The following is a 26,266-nucleotide window of genomic DNA, read 5'->3' on the forward strand; positions in this document are numbered from 1 at the left end:
GAATTACCCCTCCAGCCGGTGCCGCCGTGTCCACGTTTACCGCCATCGAAGTCGACAAGCTGCCGGCGCCGGACATTTTTGAGCAACGCACCTTCGAGTCGATCCTCGCCGAGCGCCTGGCCGAGTTCCGCCGGCTCTGCCCGGACTACACCGCTGTCGTTGAGTCCGACCCGGTAATCAAGATTCTGCAGTGCAGCGCTTACCGCGAAATGCTGCTGTGTGAGCAGTTCAACCAGCGCGCTCGCGGCCTGATGCTGCCCTACTCCCAAGGCGGCGACCTGGACAACCTCGCCGTACCCTACGGCGTCCAGCGCAAGCTGATTACGTCGGCTGATCCAGAGGCCGGGACGCCTGCACGATATGAGAGCGACGAGGACTTCCGCCGGCGGGTTCAGCTAGCGCCCGAAGGGCTGTCCGTGGCCGGGCCGGAGGGCTCCTACATCTTCCACACCTTGTCGGCCCACGTGGACGTATTGGATGCCAGCGTGCACAGCCCGTCCCCGGCCAAGGTGGTCGTGACAATCCTGTCCCGCCTCGGAGATGGCACGCCCGATTCCGCCCTACTCGCTGCGGTCGAAGCCGCACTGCTCAACGGTAACGTTCGACCTCTGACCGACCAGGTGACCGTCGCGGGCGCCGAGGTACTGCCGTATGAGATCCGCGCGGAGCTGACCACGTTCAATGGCCCAGACAGCGGCCTGGTGATCGCGGAAGCCAACCGACGCGTCGAGCAGTTCCGCAGCCAGTCGCAGCGCCTGGGCCGTGACGTGCCACTGTCGGCACTGTACGCGGTGCTGCATGTCGAGGGCGTGCAGCGCGTCAACCTACTCAGTCCGACCGCCGACATCATCGTCAACGCACAGTCAGCCGCGTTCTGCACCGCCGCGTCCATCGCGCACGTGGGAACCAATGACTGACCACCGCTCCCTGCTCCCGCCTAACAGCACCGCCTTGGAGCGGGCTCTTGAAGGCGCCGACGCGCAGCTGGCTGATATTCCCATGGTCCACCACACCCTGTGGAACCCGTGGACGTGCCCGGCCAAGTTCCTCCCCTTCCTGGCGTGGACCGTCTCGGTCGATACGTGGAGCAGCGATTGGCCAGAACACATCCAGCGCGCACGCATCGCCAGCTCCTTCCAGATCCAGCGCCACAAGGGGACCGCCCAGAGCATCGCGGACGTTGTCGCCAGCTTCGGTGGTCAGGTCCAGATCCGCGAGTGGTGGCAGCTGGACCCGCCTGGTCAGCCACACACTTTCGAGCTGCTGCTCACCCTGAGCGGCCAGAGCGGCCAAGAGGCCACTGCCGCCTTCATTGACCAGGTGATGGCCGCAGTGAATCGCGCCAAGCCCGTGCGGTCGCATTTCACCTTCACTCAGGGCATCAACGCCGAGGGCGCCATTGGCGTCCTGGGCGTCGCCCGGGTGCTCACCTCCACCCGCCTGCAGCTGGCGGCGAGCGAACCGTAGGAACTCCCAATGCCCGTCCCGCAGATCACCATTACGCCCGCCGGCTTCGCCGCCATCATCAATGCCGAACACACCGGCACCGCTCCGGTGAAGCTGACCCACGTGGGCCTGACCGCGCAGCACTTCGACGTTGCAAGCGTTGGCGCCGCCGTGCCCGGAGAGGCCAAGCGACTGACCACATTCGCCGGCCAAGCCGTAGCGCTCGACACGCTGCATCTGAATGTGCGCGACGATACGGCCGACGCCTACACGCTGCGAGGCTTCGGGCTTTATCTGCAGGACGGCACGTTGTTCGCCGTGTACTCCCAGCAGGCACCGATCATGGAGAAGGCATCGGCGGCGGTCATGCTTTTGGCGACCGACATTCGATTCGCCAAGGTCAACGCCACCAGCATCGAAGTTGGCGACATCGACTTCGTGAACCCGCCAGCCACCAACACGCGGGCAGGCGTTGTTCGTCTGGCCACCGATCAGGAGGCGGAAGCGGGGTCCAATACTACGATTTCTCTAACTCCTTTCGGATTGGCCCGTTACATCAACAAGCGCTTCGGTGACGGCGCGCCCAGTATCTTCGTCAAGGGTCTACTGGGCATGGCCACGGCCGCCCTGTTTCGCACCGAGCTTGGCCTGCGAGGGGCGGCGCTGCGCGATGAGGGGCACGGCAACGGGCTTAATGCCGATCTGCTCGACGGACAGCACGGAGAGTATTTCCTGCAGTGGAAGAACTTCACTGGTGTTCCGACCCAGTTCACGCCGGTGCAGCATGTGCACCCTATCTCCGAGGTAACAGGACTGGCCGACGCCCTGGACGGCAAGGCTGCACAAGGTCACAGCCACTCCATCGCCGCCATTCCCGGTCTGCAGACGTCACTCGACGGAAAGCTGAACCTTTCGGGCGGCGTGATGAGCGGCCAGATTGCATTCAAGGCAAATCCCGCCGGCCAGCTGTCCTGGCGCAACGCAGCAGGCACGGTCGACCGGTTCTACACTTCCAGCAGCGACGCGGAGGTCAATTTCCACAGTGTCAACGATGCCGGCACCTACAACGGCACCATCCTGACGCTGAGTCGCACTTCATTGGCGGTCACTGCAGGCGGCTCCCTAAGCGCGATCGATTACGTGGAATCGCAAGCCATTGATGCTCAGTTCCGCTTCGGCGGTACGGCGCCGCGCTCGCTGCGCCTGAGTTACAACTACGGAAGCGGCAATGCGGGTTTCTACGACGGCACCGGTGCGAGGTGGCTGATCCGCTTTATGCCGGAGGATGCTGCGCCAGTCACGCACTTCCCTTCGGGCGGCATCAACGTCAGCGGGACGGTCACCGCTACCGGCGCGACTATCAATGGCTCTTTGACCATTACAGGAATTTTCAACCGCAATACCGGTTCCTCAGAGAAACTGAAAGATATTGAAGGCCCGCTTCCGTATGGTCTGGACGAAGTGCGGCGCATTCGTACCGTGATCGGACGTTACAAACCCGATTTCTGCGATGACCAGTCCCGCAGGCCCTTCGTAGTAGCCGAGCAGCTGGCCACGGTAGTCAGGGAGGCGGTCCGCGAGGACGTCATCGACTTCAACGGCCAGAAGGTCCCGGCTGTGGAATACGAGCTGCTGATTCCGGTTCTTATCAACGCTGTGAGCCAACTGGCCGACCTGGTAGACGAAATGAGAGCATCGCACCATGGCTAAGGGCATCCGGGTGAATGGCGTTGATACCGACGACCTGTTCGACGGAGATGTGATTGGAGATGGTCCCACGGCGCCGGCGCTCACTGTGAACGGGGTGCCGCTGAAGTACGCAGCGCTTGCATACGGTGCTAAGCGTGCCGATATCGGCCTGCGCCAGAATAATGTGGACGTGACCAACCTCTGGGCCGCCAAGGGCACAGCCAGCTACTCACTGCCCATCAACGGGAAGTCATACAGCGCCCACAACCAGTCGCGTTCCAACTCGACTGGATCTGCGGTTGCCACAGTGACGTTCCTCCTTGACAGCACCGGCAGTTACCGGGTCTTGGGAACCAGCACAGGCGGTGGGAACAACGCGAACAGTTTGCTGGCAGAGGGATCGTGGCTACCGGCAGGCGCCGCTGCCGGGGATTACACGGTTCAGTTCGCAGCGGCGAACGTCGGTGCGGCCTCCATCAGCAACGGTGCACCCGGATACGTCAGTTGCGCCACCAGCCGAACCATCGCGGCCTCGATCTCGGTCCCCGCTGCCTCTCTGGAGAATCAGTCAGCCGAGGTGACCCTGGTCATCCGGTTGCGTAGATCGAATGGGGCCGTTTCCACAACGCAGATCTACGCAAGGGTCGGCGCAGCAGGTTGGTATTGACGATGCGAGTGTAAGCGGGGTCGCTACGCGCCGCGCTACGTGCGCGCGCGAGGCATGGCCTCGAACATGGGGGCATGGATAGCGCTCTGCCCCAACAGCTCAACAACCTGCTGCGCGACGGCTCGGTCACTGAGGTTGACCATCAGCGGCAGCTGTGTCGCGTGCGCAGCGGCGAGACCCACACCGACTTCATTCCGTGGTTGGCCAGCGCGGCCGGCGAGTTCAGCTGTTGGGCGGCGCCCAGCGTCGGAGAGCAGGTCAAGCTGCTGTGCACCGACGGTGACCTGGCCAATGCGGTTGCGGTGCGCGGGCTGTACTGCACCCAGTATCCAGCGCCGTCGACAAACCCAGACGTGGTAATGATCCAGTTCAGGGATGGCGCCGCCATCAGCTACAACGCTGCGAGCCACGCGCTTTCAGCAGTGCTGCCCGCCGGCGGCACCGTGGCTGTCCAGGCCGATGGTGGCGTGAGCATCACAGGCCCGGTGACGATCACCGGAGACACCACCATCACCGGCCAGGTCAGCATCACCGGCAAGGCCGAGGTTTCTGATGATGTTATCGGCGGCGGCGTGAGCCTCAAGCAGCACACGCACCGCGCCGTGCAGCCCGGCAACGGCACGTCAGGCGCGCCGCTGTGATCGGCATGGACGCACATTCCGGGGCTTTCAGCGACGACTCCGCGCACCTGCGCCAGTCCATCGCAGACATCCTCACCACGCCCATTGGCTCGCGGATCGAACGCCGGGACTATGGCTCCCTGCTGCCCGAGCTTATCGACCAGCCCTTCAACGACGCGACCCGCCTCAAGCTCTTTGGCGCCGCAGCGACGGCGCTGCTTCGCTGGGAGCCGCGGATCCGGCTGACGCGTATCGGCCTGACCCGCGCGAATGAACCGGGCACGTTCGTACTGGATCTGGACGGCCAGCGAGCCGTCCCCACCGGTGCATCCCGCACCACACGTCTCTCCGTCCCGCTTCGCTTCCGCACCCCTTAACCGCAGGAGTCAACCATGCCCACCGACTACCACCACGGCGTACGCGTCATCGAGATCAACGGCGGCGTTCGCCCGATCCGCACCATCGCCACCGCCGTCATCGGCATCGTCTGCACCGGCGAGGATGCTGACCCCGAGCTGTTCCCGCTCAATCGCCCGGTGCTGCTGACCGATGTGCTGGGTGCCATTGGCAAGGCCGGCACCAGCGGCACCCTGCAGCCCACGCTGCAGGCCATCGCTGACCAGGCCAACGCGATCACCGTCGTGGTCCGCGTTCCCGAGGGCGAGGATGACAGCACCACCACGGCCAACGTCATCGGCAAGAAGGATGGCGCGACCTATACCGGCCTGCAGGCATTGCTGGTATCCGAGGCCCAGGTAGGGGTGCGCCCGCGCATTCTCGGCACTCCGGGCCTGGACACCCAGCCCGTCGCCGCCGCGCTGGCGGTGATTGCCAAGAAGCTGCGCGCGATGGCGTACGTGAGCTGCGCGGCCAGCGCGTCGGTGCCCGAGGCCATCGCCTACCGCGAGCAGTTCAGCGACCGCGAGCTGATGCTGGTCTACCCCGACTTTGTGGCCTTCAACACCGCCACCGCGGCTACGGGCATGGCATTTGCCACCGCGCGTGCTCTGGGCCTGCGCGCGATGATCGACGAGCAGCAGGGTTGGCATAAGTCGCTGTCGAACGTGGCCGTTGCCGGCGTGACCGGCATCAGCCGCGACGTGCATTGGGACCTGCAGGACCCGGCCACCGACGCCGGCATGCTCAATGCGGCCGACATCACCACGCTGATCAACTCCAATGGCTACAAGTTCTGGGGTTCGCGCACCTGCAGCGATGATCCGCTCTTCGCCTTCGAGACGGCCACCCGCGCCGCCCAGATCCTGGCCGACACCATTGCCGAGGCGCAGCTGGTGTACGTCGACAAGCCGCTGCACCCCTCGCTGGTGCGCGACATGCTCGAAAGCATCAATGCCAAGTTCCGCGAGCTGGTCAATGCCGGTTACCTGATGGGTGCCACCGCCTGGTACGACGAGGGCGCCAACTCGCCCACGCAGTTGTCCAGCGGCCGCCTCGCCATCGACTACGACTACACACCGGTGCCGCCGCTGGAAAACCTGCTGCTCAACCAGCGCATCACCGACCGCTACTTCGCCGATTTCCCGACCCGCATCAGCGGCTGACCCCGCACTGAGGAACCTGTCCCATGTCCATGCCCAGCAAACTGAAGAATCTCAACCTGTTCAACGATGGCGAGAGCTATCTCGGCCAGGTGACCGAGTTCAAGCTGCCGACCCTGACCCGCAAGATGGAGGAATACCGCGCCGGCGGCATGCTCGGCCCCATCGACGTGGATCTGGGCCAGGAGAAGATCGAAGCCGAGTGGAAGTGCGGCGGTCTGATGCTGCAGGTGCTGCGCCAGTACGGCGCGATCCGACACAACGCCGTGCAGCTGCGGTTTGCCGGCGCCTATCAGAGTGAGGACAGCGAAGCCGTTGATTCGGTGGAGATCGTCCTTCGCGGCCGTCACAGCGAAGTCGATGCCGGCACTGGCAAGGTCGGCGACGACACCGAGTTCAGCGTCAAGACCTCGGTCAGCTACTACAAGCTGACCATCAACGGCCGCACGGAGATCGAAATCGACATGGTCGGCATGGTCTTCATCGTTAACGGCGTCGACCTGCAGGCCGCCCAGCGTCGCGCCATCGGCTACTGACCCCGGCCCGGCAGACGCCGGGCTCCAACCCTGAGAGAGATCCCGTGAACGAAATCAACGCATCCGTGCCCACCCCCGAATCCCTGGACCGCGCCACCCTCGCCTTCGACGGCCTCGCCGGCGCCCTGCAGGTCGCCCAGACCGCGCCGCGCGGTGAAGTCGTCGCCCGCGTAGGCGAAACGCTGGCAGCTGCCGTGGCCGATTCGGTGAGCCACTTCAATCCGCCGCCGGGCGCCATCGTGCTGGAAACCCCGATCCGGCGCGGTGACCAGCTGATCACCAGCCTGACCCTGCGCAAGCCCGACGCCGGCACCCTGCGCGGCATCAAGCTGGCCGATCTGCTGCAGATGGATGTGGGTGCCCTGACCACGCTGCTGCCGCGCATCAGTTCGCCCACGCTTACCGCCGCCGACGCAGCCAAGCTGGATCCGGTCGACCTGGTCTCTATCGCCACCGAAGTGGGCAATTTTTTCTTGCCGAAGGCGCAGCGGGAGTCCCTGTCTGCGTAGAGGAATTCATGGCCGATGTCGCGGTGGTGTTTGCGTTCTCGCTCACCGAGTTGTCGGCCATGTCCCTCGCTGAGTTGATCGAATGGCGCGAGCGCGCCCGAGTACGTAGCGGAGCAAACCAGTGATACAGTTCGCCCATGGCCACCCTTATCGCCACCGTCGTTGCCCTTTGCCTGCTGGCTGCTGTCGGCGTGCTGCTGGTGTGGGCGCTGAGCGCGCTGTGTCGCTTCTTGGCCGCGTTGCTGCCCGATCCCAGCGAGAAGGCCTCGCCGTAGTTGCTTACCAGGTTGTCATCGCATGAGCGGTGGCAACCTTCGCCTGCAGGTGGTCCTGCAGGCCCTCGATCAAGCCACTGGTCCATTCCGCAAGGTTCTTGCCGGCAGCAAAGGGCTGTCGGCCGCCCTGCAGCAGCAACAGGCCACGCTGCGCCGTCTCAACGCCGCCCAGCGCGATGTCAGCGCCTTCCGCCAGCAGCAAGACGCCACACGCGGCACCGCCCAGGCCCACCGCGAGGCTCAGGAGCGGGTGCGGCAGCTGGCCATGCAGATCGCTGCTACTGGCGCGCCCACGCGCAAGCTCAACAACGAATTCAAGCAGGCCAAGGCCGCTGCCGGCCTGCTCAAGACCCAGCACCAGCAGCAGGCTGTCGAACTGCAGCGCCTGCGCGGCGGGCTGGAACGTGCCGGCATCAGCACCCGCCAGCTGGGCACCCATGAGCGCAAGCTGCGCGGCGATATCGCCGCTGCCACCTCCCAGATGGAGCAGCAGCGCGCCCGCTTGGCTTCGCTCGACGCGGCCATGGCGCGCAGCCGGAAGGTCCACAGCGCCGGCATGAACGCGGCCGCCCACGGGGCGGGCATTGCGTTCGCCTCCATGACCGCGCTGCGCGTACAGGGCTTCCCCATCGCGCAGGCCATGACCTTCGAGTCGGCTATGGCTGACGTCAAGAAGGTGGTCGACTTCGACACCCCGGCGCAGTTCCAGCAGATGAGCCAGGACGTGGAGGATCTGTCGCGGCGCCTGCCCATGGTGCCGGCGGACATCGCCAAGATTGTCGCCGCTGCTGGCCAGGCTTCCATTCCGCGCGAAGAGCTGGTGCGGTTCGCCGAGGACGCGGCCAAGATGGGCGTGGCCTTCGACACCAGCGCCGAGGATGCAGGCCAGACCATGGCCACCTGGCGCACCGCGTTCAAGATGGGCCAGGACGACGTGGTCGTGCTGGCCGACAAGATCAACTACCTGGGCAACACCGGCCCGGCCAGCGTCCAGAAGATCAGCGAAGTGGTGAACCGGATCGGCGCTCTGGGCGAGGTGGCCGGCCTCGGCAGTGGCCCGCTGGCCGCGCTGGGCGCCACGGTGGCCGGCATGGGCATCGAGTCGGAGGTATCGGCCACCGGCATCAAGAACATGCTGCTCACGCTGTCGTCCGGCGATGCAGCGACGAAGAGCCAGATCACCGCCTTCAAGAAGCTTGGCCTGAATGCCAAGGACATGGCCAACGCCATGCAGAAGGATGCGGGCGGCGCGATTGTGGGCGTGCTGGAGAAGCTGAAGACTCTGCCCAAGGCCGAGCAGGCCGCGACCATGACCCAGCTGTTCGGGCGTGAGTCCATCGGCGCCATCGCGCCGCTGCTGACCAATCTGGAACTGCTCAAAGGCAACTTCGACAAGGTCACCGACGCCCAGAAGTACGGCGGCTCCATGGGCGCCGAGTACGCCGCGCGCGTGGCCACCTCCGAGAACGCGCTGCAGCTGCTCAAGAACAGCGCGCTGGTGGTGGCCCAATCCATCGGCAAGACGCTGCTGCCCGACTTCAAGGCTTTGGTGGACCGAACCGCCCAGGTCATCGGCAAGGTGACCGAATGGGTGCGCGCCAATCCGCAGCTGGTTGCCACCATTGCCAAGGTCGTGGTGGTTGGCACTGCGCTCGCCACCGTCCTGGGCGGTCTGCTGGTCGCCGGCGGCGTCGGCGCCATGGCTCTAACGCAGATCCACAAAGCCGCGTCGCTGCTGAGCGGTGGCGGCGGTATCGGCCGCCTGGTGGGCCAGGTGGTGTCCCTCGGTGGCCGCGCCTTCCCCATGCTGCTCAACGTGGGCCGCATGCTGCTGCCGATGCTGGGCGGCGTCAGCGCCCCGGTGCTGGCCATTGGCCTGGCCATCGGCGTGGTGGCGGCCCTGGTGTGGAAGTACTGGGGGCCGATCAAGGCCTTCATGGTCGGGGTATGGCAGGGCGTCATGGATGTCGTCGGCCCGATCATGGCCGAGCTGATGACCGCGCTCGAGCCACTCGCCCCGGTGTGGGAGATGGTGTCCAGCGCAATGGGTCAGGCGTGGGCGTGGGTGCAGAAGCTGTTTGCCCCGTTCGCAGCCACCAGCGAGCAGTTGCACGGTGCAACCGACGCCGGGCGCGGATTCGGCCAGATCCTGGGCACCGTGCTGACCGTGAACCTGCGAATGGCGGTGACCGCGCTCGGCTGGCTGGTGTCAGCCTTCACCACGATCCTGCCCATCATCCAGAACGCGGTGGGTGGCGCGTGGCAGTACCTGCAGGGCGCATGGAACATGATCGTGGGCCTGTTCACCGGCAACGGCGACCGGATCCGCACGGGCCTGACCATGATGTGGCAGGGCATCAACCAGGTACTCATGGGCTGGCCGGCGAGCATGATGCAGGCAGGCATTGACATGATCACCGGACTGGTTGGCGGCATCACCTCCATGGGTGGGGCCGCGCTCGAGGCGGTGTCGGGAATCGCTTCAGGCATCACCAGCAAGTTCAAGGGCATGCTGGGAATCCACAGCCCGTCGCGCGTGTTCGCCCAGTTCGGCGACTTCACCATGCAGGGCTTGGCCGGCGGTCTGGATCGCAGCCAGGGCGAACCGCTGCAACAGGTGACAAGCCTGGGCGACCGTATGAAACAGGTGGGCGCCGGTATCGCGCTGGGAGCCGCCTCCATGCCGGTTCTGGCCGGTGGCGCGCCGGTGGTCGCCCCGAGCGCGGGAGCAGCCGCAGCGGCCGGCTCCGGCGCTCCTGTCTACAACATCAACGTCACGGCTCCGGCCGGCGCCGACGCCCAAGCGCTTGCCCAACTGATCCGGCAGGCCATTGATGACCACGAACGCAGCAAGGCCACACGCCAAGGCTCGCGGCTAAGCGATTGAGACCCCACCCATGATGATGACCTACGGCACCTTCGTTTTCTCCCTGTCCACGGCTGCGTACGAGCAGCTGCAGCGGCAGATGACGTGGAAGCACGCCTCCAGCGAGCGCGTGGGCGCGCGTCCTGCCCGGCAGTACGTCGGTCCGGGCGATGACACCATCACCCTGCAGGGCACCATCAGCGCCGAGCTGACCGACAACCTGCTGGTGCTGGACGAACTGCGCGAGCTGGGTGACGAAGGGCGTCCGCACGCGCTGGTGGAGGGCACCGGCCGTGTGTACGGCGCCTACCTGCTGGTCAGCCTCAGCGAAACCCGAAAGGAATTGTTCGGCGATGGCGTGCCCCGCCTGATCGAGTTCCAGCTGCAGTTGGAGCGCGTGGACGACAGCGCGGCCGAGGCCAGCGCGTGAGCGGCGCGCCCTACCCGCAGGTTGCCTGGCGCGTGGTGCTCGATGGCCAGGACCTCACCGACCGAATTGCGCCTCGGCTGCTGGACCTCACCCTGACCGAAAGCCGGGGCGATGAGGCTGACCAGGTGGATCTGCGCGTGCACGACCATGATGGTCGCGTTGCCTTGCCCCGTCGCGGCGTCACGTTGGAGGTGGCCATCGGTTGGCGCGACAGCGGGCTGTTCGACAAGGGCACGTTTGTGGTTGACGACGTGGAGCACAGTGGTGCCCCCGACATTCTGACCATTCGCGCTCGCTCGGCCGACCTTACTGGCGCCGTCCGCAGCCGCCGCGAACGCAGTTGGCATGACACAACCCTGGGGGCGATCCTGGGCACGATTGCCGGCGAGCACTCGCTACGCGCATCCATCGCCGCAGATCTGGCCAAGGTGGCTGTGCCACACCTCGATCAAGCCAACGAGAGCGACATCAACCTGCTCACCCGCCTTGGAAAGCGCTTCGATGCGGTAGCTACAGTGAAGGCGGGCACGCTCGTATTCGCCCCGATCGGCAACGGCACCACGGCCAGTGGCCAGCCGCTGCCTGGCGTCACCATCAACCGCGCCTCCGGCGACCAACACCGATTCTCGGTATCCGACCGCGATACCTACACCGGTGTGCGCGCGTACTGGGGCGACCGCAATGCGGCGCGGCGCAAAGCGGTGCTGGTCGGTACCGACAGCAACGAAAAGAAGCTGCAGGCGACCTATGCCACCGAGGCAGAGGCCCGCCAGCAGGCACAGGCCGAGTTCAAGCGGCTCGGCCGGGGCACCGCGCAGCTGAGCTACCGACTGGCGCTGGGACGTGCAGACGTCTACCCGGAACAGACCGTCAACGTCAGCGGATTCAAGCCGGAGATCGACGGCACCGACTGGCTGGTGGTAAAGGCGACGCACACCATCGACGGCGGCAGCGGTTTCGTTACCGCGTTGGAGCTTGAACGCGGCGGCGGATCCACCACAGCACCCACGGCTTCAGATACCGAGTGAGGATTCCCGCGACCAGGAACATGCCGGCGTGTGACAGCGTGCTGCCGTACACGTCCTCCACTGCAGGTGCCGGGTAAGTCACCTGCCAGATGGCCAGCGCGATCAGCGCAGAAGACAAAGGGCGCCCCGTCTCCGTGGGCGCCCTTTGTTGTTCATGGCATGCCAAGCGATGCCGCTCGGCGAGGGGGCACTGCATCTGCACGTCACCCGTAAACACCTGGCCAATCACGGCCCCTTCGAACACGGTTTGACCATTGCAACCGCAAGTCACCGCACCACGCTCCACACCACCGCTGCAACCCATAGTCCTTCACCCTCTATCGCGCGCCACAGCGACGCCACATGCGTGCGTGATAGCGGCCTGAATAGAGGTGGGATGAGGCTACAGCGCGGGCTTCTTGGTTGCCTTCGGGGGCTTGACGACGATCTTCTGGGCGCGCAGGTCGACATCGCCGCTGAGCTGCTGGCCTATCGTGGCATTGGAGAAGCTGGTGCGCGATGCACCGCCGGCGTCCTGGGCATTGCCGATCAGTGCATTCATGGCTGCAATCCGCGCGTGCGGTGTCGCATCTCGCCACATTTCCAGTAGCTCTGCGTCGGCTTCGCTGACGCGCTCGCGGCGACCGCCGATGAGGTAACCCATGTCAACGCCGAGCTTCTCGGCTTCCACCAGGTAGGCGCCGCCGGGCAGGTGCTCATCCTGCTCAAAGTGGATCTGTGACCGCTTGGACAAACCGCAGGCCACCGCCATGGCTTCTTGGGTCAGACCCAGTCGCTTCCTTTCTTCCTTCAGCCTTGTACCCAAAGACACTTGAAAACCCCCTTGACAGGTGCAGTTAACTTCACCAAGATTCACGCAGCTTTTACACAGGGGAAACGGAATGAAGGCCAAACGGACCGCCAAACCGAAGCTGCGTACACCGGAACAAGCCCGGCAGTGGCTGCGCGATAACGGCATCACGGTCATCGCCTTTGCCGAGCAGAACAAGCTCTGCCGGCATGCGGTAAATGACGCCCTGCGCGGCATTGGCAAAGGGAACTACGGGAAGTCCCACGCTGCTGCCGTTGCGCTTGGCATCAAGCCCGACCCCAATTCTTGCACAAATCCCAGCAAACCCACGCGTAGGAAAACCCCGTGAGTTCGCCGTTGGGGGGCCGTGCCGTTTTCTCCTGCGAGGCCTGCGGGAGCCGTCTCATCAAGCGCACCAGCTCGCTGGCGCACAAGTTCCTGCGCAACGACGCCTACGTCTGTGAGAACCCGCTCTGTGCGGCCAGCTACAGCGGTCACTCCGAGCTGACCGGGATCGCCAGTCCCAGCGGCGTTCCGAAGGCGCTTCCGAGCGAGCTGCCGCCCACGCCCGGCTTTTTGCGTGCGCAGCTCCACCAGGCGTGGAAGCAAGACCGGGGCTGCAATCAGCTTGATCTGCTGGACGCCGTCGAAGCCGCCACTGAACACGGCGCGCAACACCACGCCTAAGGGAGGGCGACTCGATGTTCTACACCACCACTCCGGCAGCTCCGCTGCCGGCGCAGGAGCGCTGCGTGTGACCAATCAGAAAACACACCGCGACGGTTGGGCCACGGCAATGGCGCCGGTACTGGTCGCAACGTCTGCGCGCGAGAAGCACGTGTCTTTCGCTGAAAAGCTGCGCGAAGCCCAGAAACTGCACGCGAGCGTGGAGGCACATATCGCAGCCGGCGGCGCCTTCGAAGTCCTGGACGGCTACGGCGCTCCTGTGGTGGCCGCATGAACGTTCAGCTTGATTCGGTTCAATCCATCAAATCCCATCAAATCCCCTTGACACCTGCCCACGGACGGAGCAACTATTCACACGTCGCCGCCAATTCGGCGACCGGGATTGGTCTCCTGAACGAAATGCGCGCGAAAGCGCCAAAGTCATCAGCCGGCGCTTTTTTTGTGCCCGAGCTGCATGCCGGGCGCGTGTGCCCCCAGCCTTCTTACGGTGGGCGGCGCGGTGGGAGCCTCGGCTCCGCCGGGTTGCGCATATCCCCGGTAGACCAACTCCGCGTCGTCCACCACCCCCGATTGGTCTCGGCGGTGGCGGACTCCTCGACAGGATGGAGTATGCGCACCATGAGTAATGCCCCCCAAGCCACGCCCGGTCGGCAGATCGCCACCGTCTTCGGCTTTATCGCCGACACCCTCGAATGGTCCCACGACGACTACCAGGCGCTGATCGCCCGGCTCGTCAGCACCGGCAAGTCCGCGCTTTCGCTCACGCTGGGCGACGTACTGGACGCCTACACCGCCACGGCTACCACCGCCGGCCACGACCGCGCAGCCGCGCTGCGGGGTGGCCACTGATGCCTACGCCCAAGCATCCGAATCTGCGACCAGTGATCGACCTGGCCTCGGCCAGCCCCGGCATCGTCGTCCGCGCCTCCACTGACAAGCATTGCGTGTACGTGTCCTGCGTACATGCCGAGTCCGATGTGTGCGTTTCCATGGTCGCGGCGTACTCCCATGTGATCCGACCTGCAGCCGAACACGCCCTGCAGGTTGGCCAATCGATCTTCCTGCTCGCCCACGGCGAAGCCCAGCGCTTCTTCGCATGGCTGCACGGCTACAGCGACAGCGCACCGGGAGTTCACTGATGCCGAACCGAAACAGCCACCTGCCACCCGAGCGCAATCCGGGGCCTCCAACGGCCGCCGATGACAGGGGCGCCCAACTGATCGCCGGTGCCGACTATCAGCGCCTCTGGCGCGCCGCGTTCGCATGCCGGCTGCTTGCAACGATCACCGAAGAGGTGGCCAAGGAACACGGCATCGACCCCAACGATACCGCCGCCGTCGCCGAGTACATCCGCGACGACATGTATCTGATTCTCAGCCGCTCCAAGCCCGCCGACGAATAACTCAGTACCGCTCCGACCCAGCGGCGCGCCAACGCCGCTGGACCCGGAACACCCCGCTCAGGAGAGAGCTATGTATTACCCCAACACCACCGCCTCATCCGCGGCTAAAGGCTGACTTGGCCATGCAAGAAGAAATCCGCCAGCAAGTCCTGCAGCGCGTGGAGCGGGACTACGGCCTCAAGCACCGCAGCGGCACTGACTACATGCGCGGGGGCAAGTGCCCTCACTGCGGCAAGAAGGAGCTGTACACCAGCTATTCCAAGCCGTGGGTGCTGCGCTGCGGGCGGCAGGCCAAGTGCGGGCAGGAAGTGTTCGTCAAAGACCTCTACGACGACCTGTTTGATGACTACTCCAAGCGCCATGTGCAGACCGAGGCCAAGCCCAACGCTGCGGCTGACGCCTATCTGCAGACGGCCCGTGGGTTCGATCTGCGTCCCCTGCAGGGCCTGTATACCCAGGACAACTACTACGACCGCCGGATTTCTGCCGGTACCGCCACCGTGCGCTTCCCGCTGGCCAAGGGGGGCTGGTGGGAACGCCTGATCGACCGCCCGCACCGGTTCGGCAAGCAGAAGGCCCGCTTTGCACCCGGCCAGAGCTACGCCGGCGTGTGGTGGGCGGCCCCGACGGCGCTGTCGGCCATGCGCGACGCCCGCGAGGTATGGATCGTGGAGGGCATCTTCGACGCCATTGCCCACCTCCAGCGCGGCAGCTGCGCGGTGTCGGCCATGTCGAGCAACGCCTATCCGGAAGCCTCGTTGCGCGAGCTGGCGGCGTCACGCCCTGGCAATCTCCCCACCCTGATCTGGGCACTGGACAATGAGCCCGGCGCACGCGCCTACATCCAACGGCACGCCAAACGTGCCGAAAAACTCGGCTTTAAATGCAAAGCGGCGCAGATCGTTCAGCGTGACGGGAAGAAAACCGACTGGAACGACCTCCACCTGCGCGCTCTGGCGGCGGACGACCAGCAGGCCCAGTGGGACGCTGACCTGGCCGAAGCGCGCTACCAGGGCGACCTCCTCATGGCACGCACGGCCATGGACAAGGGTCTGATCGTCTACGGCCACGACAAGCAGTCGGAGTTCCATCTGGAACATCACTCGCGGCTGTACTGGTTCGAATTTGACGCACTGCGTTTCGAGAAGCTGTGCCGCGAGCGGTCCAGCGACCGTGACCTGGCCGAGGACGAAGCACTGGAGGACGAGGAAATCGCCAAGATCCAGCGCGCTTCTGCCTCCGTACGCCAGATCGCCAACTGCTACCCGGAAGCCCTGTACTTCCAGCGCCACGAAGCGACCGACGAAAGCTGGTACTTCTTCCGGGTGGATTTCCCTCACGATGCGCCCTCGGTCAAGGGCACCTTTACCGGCCCACAGGTGGCCAGCTCGACCGAGTTCAAGAAGCGCATCATCAGCTTGGCCCAAGGCGCGGTGTTCAGCGGCTCAGGGCACCAGCTGGACCGCATGATGGAGGACCAGCTGTTCAACATCAAAACCGTCGATACCGTCGATTTCGTGGGCTATAGCCCTGACCACGGCGCCTACATTTTTGGCGACATCGCAGTGCGCAACGGCGAAATCAGCCTGGCCAACGCCGAAGATTATTTCGAGTTCAACAAGCTGCGGCTCAAGACCACGCAGAAGTCGATCCGCATGGATATTCAGCGCGACCCCGAGGCCTTCCGCACAGAATGGATGGAATGGCTGTGGCTGTGCTTTGGCACGCACGGCATGGTCGCGCTGATCTTCTGGTTCGGTTCGCTGTTCGCCAACCAGATCCGCAGCGCCCATAAATCCTTCCCCTTCCTCGAAGCCACCGGCGAGGCCGGTGCGGGCAAGACCACGCTGTTGACCTTCCTATGGAAGCTGCTGGCCCGTAGCGACTACGAAGGCTTTGACCCTGCCAAGTCGTCCAAGGCCGGCCGCGCCCGTGCGATGGGTCAGATTTCCGGCATGCCGGTGGTGCTGCTGGAAGCCGACCGCGACACGCCGGACAAGGCACATTCCAGGTCGTTTGAGTGGGACGAGCTGAAGGACTATTTCGGCGGCGGCACGCTGGCGACCCGTGGCGTTCGCAATGGTGGCAACGATACCTACGAGCCACCCTTTCGGGGCACCATCGTGATCAGCCAGAACGCGGCGGTGGACGCCAGCGAAGCAATCCTGACCCGTATCGTCAAGCTGCACTTCCGCAAGCCTGTCGTGACGCCGGAGAGCCGAATTGCGGCCGACAACCTCAACGCGCTGCAGGTGGAAGACCTCAGCCACTTCCTGATCAAAGCAGTGCGCTCGGAAGGCCAGGTGCTGGCCAAGTTCAAAGAGCGCGTGAGCTACTTCGAGGCCCGGCTGCGCGAAAAGACGGACCTGCGGCTGGAGCGTGTCATCAAGAACCATGCGCAGATGCTGTCGCTGCTCGACTGCCTACGCCTAGTGATCGACGTGCCCGAACATATGGTGGTAGCCACCCGTGATGCCCTCGTAGCAGCGGCTATGGAACGGCAGATGGCCATCAGCGCTGACCACAAGATCGTCAACGAGTTCTGGGAAACCTACGAGTACCTCGAAGGGCTGGCCAACGGGGAGCGGCCGATGCTCAACCACTCGCGCGACCCCAACAAGATCGCGATCAATCTCAACGAGTTCGTGGCCAAAGCCGGTCAGCACGGTCAGGCGGTTCCCGACCTGGTCGACCTGCGAAAGCACCTTCCCGATTCACGGCGTCACAAGCTCATCAGCGCCAATACCGCTGTGAACAGCAACATCCGCAACACCATGCTCGGCAGCAGCTTCACGGTGAAGTGCTGGGTATTCAAAACGAAGTAAGGCGACGTGTAACAAAGCGGTCCGGCGGGCGGTGCGCCAACACCACCCCAAGGCCATCTACCAACAGAAGCTCAGGAGAGAGCAATGCAAAAGATGAACGGCGAAGCCGCAACCACCCCCACATCTCCGCTGGATTCCAGCACCGGACACGGGGCGGAGGCTACCACGGGTGCGGGGAATGTGGGGTTTGAAGGGGGGATGCCCGAAGAGTGCAGCGCCACGCTGGTGCTGCACGTCACCCACAACCGGGTGATCGCGACCGCTACCCTGAACATGGGGGGCACCAAGATCGCCCAGCGCGTGCTGGAGCGCCGCAAGGGCAACAGGAGCGGTTGGGTGCTGACCAAGGGCAGCGAAGAATTTGACCAGGACCGCGACTGGATCTCGGCCGAGTTGGCCGAGCTGGCTGACCGCCTGCCTTTCCCGTTCGAGCTGGCCAACATGCTGCCCGGCCGCAGGGCCTCCACGGCCTCGGTAGCCCAGGCTGCGCAGGAGGTGGCCAATGGCTAAGTCGGTCGTCGTCTACGGACCCCAGGGCAGCGGGAAGACCCTTCATGGCCGTGCCATCGCCGAGAAGCACGGCCTGAGCCGGGTGATCGATCTGGAGGACGTGCAGCTCATGGGGGAACGCCTGCAGCGGCGGGGGTTCCTCTACCTGTCCTGCAGCGAGAGCTACGCGGAGCGCGCCGCCGGGCTGCTCGGCACCGAGGTCATTCACGTTGACCAGGCGCTGGCAAGCATTGGCAGCAGCCAGGCGGGGGTGTCCCATGGCTGAGCTACTCCTGATTCTGCTGGCCCCGACCGCTGGCGGTGCCTTGCTGCACTACCTCTGGATCAGCCGTCCCGCGCCTCGGCGTCACAGTGGCTTGGCGGTCGGGCAGATCCCGCAGCGGCTGCGCCGCCGCCCGCAGATGGCAGTGCGCCGCGTAGGAGGTGCCGCATGAACCTTACGCGCGTGATCAACGTTGCCTTGTTCGCGAAGCGCCGGGGCAACACCGGGCCGCTTTCGACAGGCGAAGCCCTGACCGCCGCTTTGGTCCTGAATCGGCACGACTGGTTGAAGGAGATGGACTACACCATCGCCCAGGCCCTCGACCGCATCGATGAGGACACCATCCCGCACCTGGCCGATGCAGCACGCAGCGTCGCGGAGGGACTAGACGAATGACCCAGCGCGAAGTTACTCCCTCCCGCCCCCTGCCACTTTGCCCTAGTGGACACAGGCCACGCTGCATGTTGGATGCGAGGCGGCTTGAGTCGAAGGGTGGCTTCTTCGTTGAGTGCCGCTGCAGTGTTACTCCGAAATGTCCCTCGTTCGACCTAGCATGGGCACACTGGCACAAAATGCACGGCATCCAGCCAATGGCTACGCGACGGGCTGATGCCGCCGTGATACCGCAGCTTCAATTGCGGCTAGTGAGAGGTACGGGTCGATGAGAGCTCAAGACACAATTCGTGATGGAGGTCTCCGCACGTTCTGGCTGCTGTTCGGCCAATTCGGTGCGACCATGACCATCGAGCAATTGCGTGATGCGTACTTTCCCAGGAACAAGATCAAGACAATGGCCAACAAGCACAGTGCTGGGTTGCTGCCACCTCGAACGGGGGATGTATACGATACTCGGGACGTTGCTGCATGGTGGGACGCACAACGCGGGCATTAGGGTCACCGAAAAAGAAGAAGGCCGCCTTGCAGGCGGCCTTCTTACTATCACTGGAGCCTTATCGTTGAAATGGCTGAGACTGCGCGACGCCAACCCATCCAACAGCGATTCCATATTCATCTTCCTTCACCAGGCCCTGCTTTACGAGCCGGTCAAACTTTGAATTCAGTTCATTGACACGTGCTGCAGATGCGGGCTCAAGCCTTCGCATCGCCTCAGCGATTGCTTCTTGAGTGCGGTTTGCAATGTCCATAGCAGATCTCAATGCCTGTGGTGAATTCTGAACGAAGCCCGTTGCTGATCCAAATAGTCTAGCAGCAGGCGAGTGTAGCTGCGGAGCGGCCCGAGAATTGCGTCATTTGCGCTGTAGTCCTCAATCCTCAGTTTGAGGGACGTGGTTAGCGTATCCGCGCTAATCATACGACCATGTGAATGCCAACGCTTGTTGTCGCTTAACTGCCTCGCGATCTCCTCGGCCCTCGCTTGCTTCTCTTCTTCTGTCACAACTTCGCCGGTCGAGCTGTGCAGCACCCAGTCCTTGAACTTATATTTAACAAGCCAATTCTTCAGCAAGCTGATCGAAAGCTCTTTGGCCTGTTCATATCGCTTAAGGGTTGCGAGGTCCAGGCGTTGGAGCATCATCAGCTCGGCGTCCGTGATGGTTCCGTTCCGCGACAACTCGATCAACTCGTCAACCTTATCTATGTACCCCAATGCCGGAACGAAATGCCCATCGGGGTTCTGCACCTGAGGATCGATCGGACCTAACGAAGACGTATAGTCCATATAAATCTTGTCGCCGGACATGGAAAAAATCGTACCCGCCGACATCGCCGACATAGGTATGAGGAAATAGACCTCCGAGAAGTGATGCCTAGTCACCTCGACCATCTTCTCAACGGTTTCTACCACTCCACCAGGCGTTGTCAGGGCGATGACTATTCTGTCTTTGTCAGAATACTCATGCTTCACAGCTGCCAACCTTTCCACAGCATTGATGTAGGTCTGCAATACAGATGGGTGAATCTGACCCACATACGACATCACCGGACTACCAAAAAATTTCTCAACCTCGCCGCACTGAAAATTCAGCGCGTGACCGATGTAGCTGGACAACTCTTCCATGGTTCCCCCTGTCCTGAATCTCACTCACGCAAGAGACTGCGCTCGCTCTGCGGCGCGATGCTATCAGGCCTTCGGCCGTCGCGCCTGTGCTGGGGGAGATGCAAAAACCGTACCTGGCAAAGTTGTCTAACCGGGAACCGTGTACCAATAGCGTACCAGTCATCCGAAAAGCCTTACTGCGCCTAGCCGTCCGTCCAGTCCATCATCGGGGCGACGGACAGGCGCAGGGAAGCGGCGTAGCGATCTGCGGGGGCGGCAGGCTGGGTCATGGGGGTCGGGATCAGGCAGGGAAGTGCTGGGTTTGCCAGCGCGATCAATAGTTTACACCGGCGCCCTGAACGGAGCTGGGAATCCACTTTCGTAATTGCGTCACTGACACAAGTGCGCCAATGGGCATAGAGTTCCGTCATCACGCTGCCCAGGAAGTCTCTCAATGATTGACGCCCTTTTCGCCGAACTGATGGCAAGCGTGGCCGAGGCCGACGAAATCCTGAAGGGTGCCCGCTCACCCCCGCGCGAGCTGATTGTGAGCCCCGTCCAGATGCCCGCTGGTCTTGTGTCAGAGACTTTTCCCGTCTTGAGCGCGAGGGATGTCGAATGAAACCAGCTCAACCCGTACGTGCTCACTCGGACCCCGCCCGGTACTGATCGCTTCCACGCTGCGCGGCGTGTCGATCGGATCGTTCGCTCCAACCTCCATGACCTCGTCGAGCAGCTGGATGCCGCTGTGCGATGAACCCCGCCAAAGCTCCAGGTGCAGTATGACCGGCATCTGCAGGTCCGACTGGGCGGCCTTCATGACGTTCACCCCAAGCGTGTATCCGCTGTTTTCACTGGCGCCCACCGATACTTCCGCCCGGCCTGCCAATGGCATGCCCAGGGAAGGATCCATGACCTGCTTGCCGTCGATCCACACTTTGAACGCCAAGGCATGGAATTCCGCCGGCACCTCCGGTTCCGGTCCAGCCGAAGCGGGAATGCCGAACGTAGCCATCAGCAATGCACACAGGAACACGACAGGGGGACGTAGACACATGGACGTTCTCCTTGGATTGCGCAGCCAAAGAAGGGCAATCTACTGCCCTAACCTGTTCCGCCTCTCCGATGGCCGTCACGGATCGAATTAGGAATTCCCCGAATTGCCATGAGCGCCCCGCCCACCTCCACCTTCGACAGCACCACCGAACAGGGGGTGCTGCGTCTTTCCATCGCGGCCTCGTTCGGCGTTGCCGCGATAGCTGTCGCATTCGGGCTCTTCGCCAACTCCTCCCTGATCATCTTCGACGGCATCTATGGCCTGATCGATGTGGTGATGACCTGGCTGTCGCTGTTGGTCGTGCGGCTGATCAGCCTGTCCACCAATGTGGATGCACTGCAGTCCCGGTTGAATCAGCGCTTCACCATGGGCTTCTGGCATCTGGAACCCATCGTACTGGGCGTAAGCGGCACACTGATGATTGGTGCGGCGCTGTATGCGGCAGTCAATGCGGTGGATGCATTGATGTCGGGTGGTCGCGAGATCGCGCTGGGGCCGGCGATCGTGTTCGCGGTGATTTCCATCATTGTCGAGAGCGGCCTGGCGCTGTTCGTGCGTCGCGCCAACCGCACAATCGGCTCGGAATTCATTGCGCTGGACGCGAAGAACTGGATGGTGGCGGCAAGCATGTCAGCGGCCTACCTGGTCGCCTTCGGTGGCGGCTGGCTGCTGCGCGGCACCGAATGGGCGTGGCTGGTGCCGTATATCGACCCGGCTATCCTGCTGGTGGTGTGCCTGTTCGTGGTGGTCGCGCCGCTGGGTACGGTTCGGCAGGCGCTGTCGGACATCCTGTTGATCACGCCGGTCGAGCTGCAGGCGCATGTGGATGACGTCGCACGCGGCATCGTGGCCAAGTACGGCTTCATCGAGCATCGCAGCTACGTGGCCAAGGTCGGGCGCGGCGATCAGATCGAACTGTTCTTCGTGGTGCCGGCGAACGACCCGCCGCGACGACTGGTCGAATGGGACCAGCTGCGCGATGAGATTGGTGAGGCGTTGGGCGAGGAATCTACAGACCGCTGGCTGACGATCATGTTTACTACAGATCGAGAGTGGACGATCTAGTCGGGAGCGTCCTGAACAAGGTGCACCGTTCGGCGGGGCTGCCGACGGGATCATTTTCAAAAAGAACCGACAAGTGTTTATGGCATCTGGGGATGTTTCAAGAGAACGAGGATCAGCACAATGCGCGCCTCGGACCGCATACCGAGCACAGGTCACGCACTCCCCAAAGGAACTCATCATGCCTTCTGCCTACATAGTGTTTATCCGCGAGTCCAGCATCGACGGAGATGCTCTTGCCCGCTATTCGTCTTTGGTGCCACCGACCCTCGCTGGACGAAGCGTCAAGTTCCACGCCGCCTACGGACGGCAGGAAGTCCTGGAGGGCCCGGACGCAGACGGCGTGGTTGTGCTGGAGTTCGAAAGCTGGGACGAAGCAAAACGCTGGTACGGCAGCCCGGAGTACCAGGCAGCAATACCCATCCGCCAAGCTGGCGCCTCGTTTCGGGCCATCCTTGTAGAAGGCAAGGCGTAACAGGCTCTGACGCGGTCCGTGCCTCCCGCGCCAGGCTTGCCTGGTGCGCATCCAGTCCCTATCAAAAGGAAGATCATGAAAACCTCAAACAAACCCTTTGCCACCTTGCTTGCCGCATGGCTGACGGTGGGCGCCTTGCGCTGGCCACGCCGCTGGTGGCATTGGCAAAGAAGTCGCCAGAACCCAAGCCCACGGTGGTACTCGTGCATGGTGCCTTCGCCGATTCGTCCAGCTGGAACGGCGTGATCCAGCAGCTGCATGACAAGGGCTACACCGTGATCGCGGCAGCCAATGAACTGCGCGGCGTCAACAATGACGCCTCCTTCGTCAGCAGCGTGCTCAAGACCGTCCGTGGGCCGGTCGTGCTGGTCGGCCATTCCTATGGTGGATCGGTGATCAGCCAGGCCGCCATGGGGCAGCACAACGTCAAAGCGTTGGTCTATGTGGCGGCGTTTACACCTGACGTAGGCGAAAACGCTGCTGAGCTGTCTGGTCGTTTCCCCGGCAGTTCGCTGGGTCCGGCGCTGGCGCCGCCGGTGGAGCTCTCCGATGGTGGCAAGGATCTGTACATCGACCAGGAGAAGTTCCACGCCCAGTTTGCCGCGGATGTCCCCGCTGCACAGGCGGCGCTGATGGCCGCCGGGCAGCGCCCTGTAACCGATGCCGCACTGCATGAGGCGAGCACATCGGCAGCGTGGAATACCATTCCGTCATGGTTCGTCTACGGCAGCGCGGACCTCAACATTCCGCCTGCGGCACTGGCCTTCATGGCCGAGCGTGCCCACTCCCGCAAGACCGTCGTGATCAATGGTGCTTCGCATGTCGTGATGGTGTCCCACCCTGCCGAAGTGGCCGCGCTTATCGAGCAGGCCGCGCTGGCAAAGTAGCGGCCGATGCGGCGCCTGACCCTTACGGGATTCAGGCGCTTGGCACGGTGATCAAGCCATGGCATGCAACGGCGCATCGATGTCATCGAACTTGCCGCCGGTGATCAGATCGTTGATGCGCGGATCGTCAAGTACCGTATAGGGATAGCTGCGCGGGACCACGCTGACCTGGTCGAGACGCGCGACCTGCCCGGGCGACAGGACGACGTTTGCCGCGGCAAGATTGCTCTCAAGCTGGGCCAGCGTGCGCGGCCCAATGATCGGCAGCGACCCTTTGGCGGCAACCCACGCGATGGCAATTTCGCCGGGAGTCACGCGCACTTCGGTGGCAATCGCAATCAAGGTGTCGATGATCGCGCTGCGCTGCGGTGTGTTCTCCGGCTGGAATCCAGCACCTCCCCACGCTTGGTCACGTCGGTTCTCAGTATCTTTGGTGCGGTACTTCCCTGTAAGCACGCCGCCACCCAGTGGCGAGTAGGCCACTACGCCAAGCCCAAACGCCTGCGCGGCGGAGATCAGGTCCTGCTCCGTCGCACGCTGGACCAGGCTGTGCTCGACCTGTATGCCTGCGATCGGCAGGGTGCCGCGCATTTCGGCGATGGTCGCGGCGCGTGCTACGCGCCATGCAGGAAAGTTGGAAAGACCGGCATACAGAATTTTACCGGCTCGTACGAGGTCATCGAAGCCGCGCATGATCTCTTCCATCGGCGTGACGCCATCATCCACATGCGCCCAGTACAGATCGATACGGTCGGTCTTGAGCCGCTTCAGGCTGGCCTCAACGGACGCCACCATTGCTTGGCGGCTGTTGCCAGTAACGAGGATGCCTGAGTTTGCGTTCGTCTTGACCGCAAATTTGGTCGACAGGACAAAGTCATCCCGTCGCCCCGTCAGCAAGTCGCCAACAAACTGCTCCGACTGGCCGTCCTGGTAACCGTTGGCCGTATCAATGAAGTTGCCGCCGGCCCCGGCATATGTGTCGAAAATGTGGCGTGCTTCTTCCGGGGTGGCCCCGTGACCGCCCCACGCCATACCGAAATTCGCCGTTCCAAGCACCAGTTCTGAAACCCGCAGGCCAGTATGCTTCCCAAAAATTCTGTAACGCATCTATCGCTCCGGTTGTCATTCTTGCTGCAGCGATGCTACAACAAGTGGATCAGTGATCCGATACCATGTGGGTCAGTGTTCCACTTGTCAAGGAGGGGTCATGCGATCCGATGCAAAAGAAAACTATCTCCACCTGCTTGCGACCGCGCGCGCGGTCGTCTCCGAGGAAGGTGCTAACGCATCGATGCGCGATATTGCCCGCAAGGCCGGGATGGGGCCGGCCACCCTCTTCCGGCACTTCCCCACCCGGGATGCGCTTCTCGACACGCTGTTGAGGAGTTCCCTCGAAGCATTGACGCAGAAGGCGGACGCATTCGAATCCGCTTCGTCCGCTGATGAAGCGCTGGTTGCCTGGCTGCGCGAGGCGGTGGGGTTTGTCCGGATCTACAGCGGCGTCGTTACCTTGATGGCCAATGCACTGTCAGATCCCGGCTCAGCACTGCACACGTCGTGTGAAAACCTGCGCAACGCGGGTACGCGCCTGTTGACGCGCGCGCAGGTTGAGGGGATGGCAGACAGGAACATGACAGGCAGCGACATGTTCGCGCTGATCGGGGCGCTTGGCTGGATTGGCGATCAGGCCTCGTACTCCGAGCGCAGCGAGTATCTGTTCGATGTGATCGCAAGCGCTATTCTTACGCATCGGCCAAGCCGCGACGCGCAGGTCAATGAGCGGGCGGGGAGGTGATCAGCCGTCAGGATGCAACGGGTACGCTCATGCCGCCATCGACCATGACAACGGAGCCGACGATGTAAGAGGCACGGTCGGACGCCAGGAACGATACGACTTCAGCAATCTCCTCGGGTTGAGCAGCACGACCGATGGGCGTTCTCTCACCGTGCTGTGCCAGGAAGGCAGGTCCATCGTCAACGACGTCATTCAGTATGTTGGTAACGACGTCGCCGGAGCCGACGGCATTGACACGAATCCCGTCGTCAATCGCCTCCAATGCGAGTACCCGCGTCAGCTGCGCGAGTGCTCCCTTGGAGCTGGCATAGGCGGCAATCGTGGGAAATGCCTGGTAGGAGGCATAAGACGCAATGTTGACAATGGCCCCGCTCCTGTTTGGGATCATCGCCTTCATGGCTTCCCGCGAGTGCAGGAATGCAGCGGTCACATTCACTGCCTGGATGCGTTCCCAATCCTCGCGCGTCATGTCCACGACGGGTTTGTTGATGATGATGCCGGCGTTGTTGACCAGGACATCGAGGCGGCCAAAGTGTTCGATCGCAGTGGACACGGCCTTCTCGGCGGCACCATCGCTGGTGATGTCGGCAACCAGCGGAACCAGGCCAGGCCTTGCAAGCGCTTCAACGGCCGGATTCATGTCTTCAGCGATGACGTTGGCCCCTCGCTCGTGAAACATCAGCGCAATCGCCCGGCCAATCCCGCTGGCCGCACCGGTTACCAGAACGACGCGGCCTTCGAACTCCGTATGAATATCAGATGACATGTGAACTCCAGGATCGTGTGTCGGGCAGCAGCGGTTGCCGCCCCGGAGTGGGTACCTTCCTCTTTCCGCACACGATCTTCTGACGTGCTTTTGCCAAACCATCGCGGTTCTGCTTTTACTTCTCCAG

General features: G+C 63.3%; 35 protein-coding genes. 30 read left to right on the forward strand and 5 right to left on the reverse strand.

Translation table 11 applies throughout. The features are described 5' to 3' along the window. Positions 1-26: 26 nt before the first annotated feature. The 14 genes from J7J08_RS08140 (at position 27) to J7J08_RS08205 (ending at position 11,625) form a co-directional block, all read left to right on the forward strand. Entirely contained in the window at positions 27-917 is an 891-nt protein-coding gene (locus J7J08_RS08140) for a baseplate J/gp47 family protein (RefSeq protein ID WP_214903742.1), read from the forward strand. Next, complete coding sequence (locus tag J7J08_RS08145) at positions 910-1,467, forward strand: phage tail protein I (protein WP_214903744.1); 558 nt, start codon at positions 910-912, stop codon at positions 1,465-1,467. The genes J7J08_RS08140 and J7J08_RS08145 overlap by 8 nt, the downstream gene beginning before the upstream one ends. Positions 1,468-1,476: 9 nt before the next feature. After that, positions 1,477-3,156 (forward strand): hypothetical protein, encoded by a 1,680-nt coding sequence (locus J7J08_RS08150; protein ID WP_214903747.1) that lies wholly within the window; start codon positions 1,477-1,479, stop codon positions 3,154-3,156. Continuing rightward, complete coding sequence (locus J7J08_RS08155) at positions 3,149-3,802, forward strand: hypothetical protein (protein ID WP_214903750.1); 654 nt, start codon at positions 3,149-3,151, stop codon at positions 3,800-3,802. The genes J7J08_RS08150 and J7J08_RS08155 overlap by 8 nt, the downstream gene beginning before the upstream one ends. A gap of 74 nt (positions 3,803-3,876) precedes the next feature. Continuing rightward, positions 3,877-4,443 (forward strand): phage baseplate assembly protein V, encoded by a 567-nt coding sequence (locus J7J08_RS08160; protein WP_214903753.1) that lies wholly within the window; start codon positions 3,877-3,879, stop codon positions 4,441-4,443. Continuing rightward, on the forward strand, positions 4,440-4,799 hold the full coding sequence (locus tag J7J08_RS08165) for a GPW/gp25 family protein (RefSeq protein ID WP_214903756.1): 360 nt from the start codon (positions 4,440-4,442) through the stop codon (positions 4,797-4,799). The genes J7J08_RS08160 and J7J08_RS08165 overlap by 4 nt, the downstream gene beginning before the upstream one ends. Before the next feature lie 15 nt (positions 4,800-4,814). Continuing rightward, entirely contained in the window at positions 4,815-5,984 is a 1,170-nt protein-coding gene (locus tag J7J08_RS08170; RefSeq protein WP_214903759.1) for a phage tail sheath protein, read from the forward strand. Positions 5,985-6,007: 23 nt separating this feature from the next. Beyond that, a complete protein-coding gene (locus tag J7J08_RS08175) occupies positions 6,008-6,517 on the forward strand; it encodes a phage major tail tube protein (protein ID WP_214903764.1) in 510 nt (169 codons plus the stop codon). 206 nt (positions 6,518-6,723) lie between these two features. After that, a complete protein-coding gene (locus tag J7J08_RS08180; RefSeq protein WP_214904123.1) occupies positions 6,724-7,026 on the forward strand; it encodes a phage tail assembly protein in 303 nt (100 codons plus the stop codon). A gap of 8 nt (positions 7,027-7,034) precedes the next feature. Continuing rightward, positions 7,035-7,151, forward strand: coding sequence for a GpE family phage tail protein (locus J7J08_RS08185; protein ID WP_214903774.1), 117 nt, complete (start codon positions 7,035-7,037; stop codon positions 7,149-7,151). A gap of 12 nt (positions 7,152-7,163) precedes the next feature. Then, positions 7,164-7,301 (forward strand): hypothetical protein, encoded by a 138-nt coding sequence (locus J7J08_RS08190; RefSeq protein ID WP_214903777.1) that lies wholly within the window; start codon positions 7,164-7,166, stop codon positions 7,299-7,301. Positions 7,302-7,323: 22 nt separating this feature from the next. Further along, positions 7,324-10,188: a phage tail tape measure protein gene (locus tag J7J08_RS08195; RefSeq protein WP_214903780.1), complete on the forward strand. Its 2,865-nt coding sequence runs from the start codon at positions 7,324-7,326 to the stop codon at positions 10,186-10,188. 10 nt (positions 10,189-10,198) lie between these two features. Next, complete coding sequence (locus tag J7J08_RS08200; protein WP_214903783.1) at positions 10,199-10,597, forward strand: phage tail protein; 399 nt, start codon at positions 10,199-10,201, stop codon at positions 10,595-10,597. Then, positions 10,594-11,625, forward strand: coding sequence for a phage late control D family protein (locus tag J7J08_RS08205; protein WP_214903786.1), 1,032 nt, complete (start codon positions 10,594-10,596; stop codon positions 11,623-11,625). The genes J7J08_RS08200 and J7J08_RS08205 overlap by 4 nt, the downstream gene beginning before the upstream one ends. 382 nt (positions 11,626-12,007) lie before the next feature. On the opposite strand, the gene J7J08_RS08210 is transcribed toward J7J08_RS08205, so the two are convergent. After that, positions 12,008-12,481 (reverse strand): helix-turn-helix domain-containing protein, encoded by a 474-nt coding sequence (locus J7J08_RS08210; protein WP_343237717.1) that lies wholly within the window; start codon positions 12,479-12,481, stop codon positions 12,008-12,010. A 25-nt stretch (positions 12,482-12,506) separates the two neighbouring features. Between J7J08_RS08210 and J7J08_RS08215 the strand changes: the two genes are divergently transcribed. The 12 genes from J7J08_RS08215 (at position 12,507) to J7J08_RS08270 (ending at position 19,156) form a co-directional block, all read left to right on the forward strand. Continuing rightward, complete coding sequence (locus J7J08_RS08215; protein ID WP_214903789.1) at positions 12,507-12,764, forward strand: DNA-binding protein; 258 nt, start codon at positions 12,507-12,509, stop codon at positions 12,762-12,764. Beyond that, on the forward strand, positions 12,761-13,102 hold the full coding sequence (locus tag J7J08_RS08220) for an ogr/Delta-like zinc finger family protein (protein WP_214903792.1): 342 nt from the start codon (positions 12,761-12,763) through the stop codon (positions 13,100-13,102). Before J7J08_RS08215 ends, J7J08_RS08220 begins: the two co-directional genes overlap by 4 nt. A gap of 67 nt (positions 13,103-13,169) precedes the next feature. After that, a complete protein-coding gene (locus J7J08_RS08225; protein ID WP_214903795.1) occupies positions 13,170-13,376 on the forward strand; it encodes a hypothetical protein in 207 nt (68 codons plus the stop codon). A 344-nt stretch (positions 13,377-13,720) separates the two neighbouring features. Beyond that, entirely contained in the window at positions 13,721-13,951 is a 231-nt protein-coding gene (locus J7J08_RS08230; protein ID WP_214903798.1) for a hypothetical protein, read from the forward strand. Further along, positions 13,951-14,241: a hypothetical protein gene (locus tag J7J08_RS08235; protein WP_214903801.1), complete on the forward strand. Its 291-nt coding sequence runs from the start codon at positions 13,951-13,953 to the stop codon at positions 14,239-14,241. The genes J7J08_RS08230 and J7J08_RS08235 overlap by 1 nt, the downstream gene beginning before the upstream one ends. Further along, positions 14,241-14,504, forward strand: coding sequence for a hypothetical protein (locus J7J08_RS08240; RefSeq protein ID WP_068848540.1), 264 nt, complete (start codon positions 14,241-14,243; stop codon positions 14,502-14,504). Before J7J08_RS08235 ends, J7J08_RS08240 begins: the two co-directional genes overlap by 1 nt. 122 nt (positions 14,505-14,626) lie before the next feature. After that, a complete protein-coding gene (locus J7J08_RS08245) occupies positions 14,627-17,329 on the forward strand; it encodes a toprim domain-containing protein (RefSeq protein WP_214903804.1) in 2,703 nt (900 codons plus the stop codon). A gap of 198 nt (positions 17,330-17,527) precedes the next feature. Next, the gene (locus J7J08_RS08250) at positions 17,528-17,839 is read left to right on the forward strand and encodes a hypothetical protein (RefSeq protein ID WP_343237718.1); all 312 of its coding nucleotides are present in this window, start codon (positions 17,528-17,530) and stop codon (positions 17,837-17,839) included. Next, a complete protein-coding gene (locus tag J7J08_RS08255; protein ID WP_214903810.1) occupies positions 17,832-18,104 on the forward strand; it encodes an AAA family ATPase in 273 nt (90 codons plus the stop codon). The genes J7J08_RS08250 and J7J08_RS08255 overlap by 8 nt, the downstream gene beginning before the upstream one ends. Beyond that, on the forward strand, positions 18,097-18,273 hold the full coding sequence (locus tag J7J08_RS08260; protein ID WP_214903813.1) for a hypothetical protein: 177 nt from the start codon (positions 18,097-18,099) through the stop codon (positions 18,271-18,273). The genes J7J08_RS08255 and J7J08_RS08260 overlap by 8 nt, the downstream gene beginning before the upstream one ends. Beyond that, positions 18,270-18,497 carry a hypothetical protein gene (locus J7J08_RS08265; protein WP_214903816.1) on the forward strand — a complete coding sequence of 76 codons (228 nt, stop codon included), beginning with the start codon at positions 18,270-18,272 and terminating at the stop codon, positions 18,495-18,497. The genes J7J08_RS08260 and J7J08_RS08265 overlap by 4 nt, the downstream gene beginning before the upstream one ends. Before the next feature lie 440 nt (positions 18,498-18,937). Beyond that, positions 18,938-19,156: a hypothetical protein gene (locus J7J08_RS08270; protein ID WP_214903819.1), complete on the forward strand. Its 219-nt coding sequence runs from the start codon at positions 18,938-18,940 to the stop codon at positions 19,154-19,156. Positions 19,157-19,254: 98 nt separating this feature from the next. Here J7J08_RS08270 and J7J08_RS08275 read toward each other — a convergent pair whose 3' ends face one another. Beyond that, complete coding sequence (locus tag J7J08_RS08275) at positions 19,255-20,118, reverse strand: hypothetical protein (RefSeq protein ID WP_214903822.1); 864 nt, start codon at positions 20,116-20,118, stop codon at positions 19,255-19,257. A 559-nt stretch (positions 20,119-20,677) separates the two neighbouring features. Beyond that, a complete protein-coding gene (locus tag J7J08_RS08280; RefSeq protein ID WP_214903825.1) occupies positions 20,678-21,154 on the reverse strand; it encodes a hypothetical protein in 477 nt (158 codons plus the stop codon). A gap of 108 nt (positions 21,155-21,262) precedes the next feature. Here J7J08_RS08280 and J7J08_RS08285 point away from each other — a divergent pair, with 108 nt between their 5' ends. The 3 genes from J7J08_RS08285 to J7J08_RS08295 all read left to right on the forward strand — a co-directional run bounded on the left by J7J08_RS08285 (position 21,263) and on the right by J7J08_RS08295 (position 23,578). Next, positions 21,263-22,219 (forward strand): cation transporter, encoded by a 957-nt coding sequence (locus tag J7J08_RS08285; protein ID WP_214903828.1) that lies wholly within the window; start codon positions 21,263-21,265, stop codon positions 22,217-22,219. 178 nt (positions 22,220-22,397) lie between these two features. Next, entirely contained in the window at positions 22,398-22,691 is a 294-nt protein-coding gene (locus tag J7J08_RS08290; protein WP_214903830.1) for a DUF1330 domain-containing protein, read from the forward strand. A 116-nt stretch (positions 22,692-22,807) separates the two neighbouring features. Beyond that, positions 22,808-23,578, forward strand: a complete 771-nt coding sequence (locus tag J7J08_RS08295; protein ID WP_214903833.1) for an alpha/beta hydrolase — start codon at positions 22,808-22,810, stop codon at positions 23,576-23,578. A 51-nt stretch (positions 23,579-23,629) separates the two neighbouring features. Here the strand turns inward: J7J08_RS08295 and J7J08_RS08300 are convergent, their stop codons facing one another. After that, on the reverse strand, positions 23,630-24,685 hold the full coding sequence (locus J7J08_RS08300; RefSeq protein ID WP_214903836.1) for an aldo/keto reductase: 1,056 nt from the start codon (positions 24,683-24,685) through the stop codon (positions 23,630-23,632). A 100-nt stretch (positions 24,686-24,785) separates the two neighbouring features. Between J7J08_RS08300 and J7J08_RS08305 the strand changes: the two genes are divergently transcribed. Then, entirely contained in the window at positions 24,786-25,373 is a 588-nt protein-coding gene (locus J7J08_RS08305) for a TetR/AcrR family transcriptional regulator (RefSeq protein WP_214903839.1), read from the forward strand. 7 nt (positions 25,374-25,380) lie between these two features. Here J7J08_RS08305 and J7J08_RS08310 read toward each other — a convergent pair whose 3' ends face one another. Further along, positions 25,381-26,139 carry an SDR family oxidoreductase gene (locus J7J08_RS08310; protein WP_214903842.1) on the reverse strand — a complete coding sequence of 253 codons (759 nt, stop codon included), beginning with the start codon at positions 26,137-26,139 and terminating at the stop codon, positions 25,381-25,383. Between the last annotated feature and the right edge of the window lie 127 nt (positions 26,140-26,266).

Source organism: Stenotrophomonas sp. ISL-67, from assembly GCF_018612915.1.
In the GTDB taxonomy this organism is placed as follows: Bacteria; Pseudomonadota; Gammaproteobacteria; order Xanthomonadales; family Xanthomonadaceae; genus Stenotrophomonas.